The organism is Cellulomonas citrea, assembly GCF_009829685.1.
GTDB lineage: Bacteria > Actinomycetota > Actinomycetes > Actinomycetales > Cellulomonadaceae > Cellulomonas > Cellulomonas citrea.
The window spans coordinates 1-542 of the sequence record NZ_VWSD01000383.1 but is presented as its reverse complement, the minus strand read 5'-3'; the positions used below and the strand labels follow the sequence as shown (position 1 = coordinate 542).

Below are 542 nucleotides of genomic sequence, written 5' to 3'. Positions count from 1 at the left end.
AGTCAGATTCGTTACCATCTTTGTAAAGATCGGCTTCGCTCAGCAGAGATACTGCGCTTGAGGTCAGCGCCGTTGGTGCCGTAGTCGTGCTGCCAGGAGCATCCAGATCGACATGGATCGAGCCCGTTGAGGTATCGCCGTCACTATCGGTGACATCGACCGTAAAGTTGAGATCAACATCGACGGTAGAGCTGACAATGTTTTCCGCCGACGTACCGGTAAACTGGAAGTTGGCATGCCCACCTTGCTCACTGGTGGACACTTCGATATAGCTAATTTCGCCAAGATTCCCAATGGTCTGTCCGCTGGTAATATCGCCTTCGCCCAGCAAGTTGCCATTAGCATCATAGGCCTTGAAATGGATATAGGTGGCACCGCTAAAGTTGATCGAAGCCGAGGCTACCTCATTGGCGTAATCAATAATGAGTGCTTCGCCTTGATCGACCCAGGCGTTTTGTGCGCCAAAGCCATTGGTGTTGCCGTTGACGGTACTTGCTATGCTGCCTGATGTAGACGTTAAAGTGAATGCAATGTCATTCGGA

General features: G+C 50.9%; 1 protein-coding gene. It reads right to left on the bottom strand.

Going from position 1 to position 542, the window contains the following annotated elements; genetic code table 11:
• Positions 1-542, bottom strand: a 542-nt coding sequence (locus tag F2B26_RS17805) for a hypothetical protein (protein WP_159811245.1), incomplete at both ends; no start/stop codon positions are given.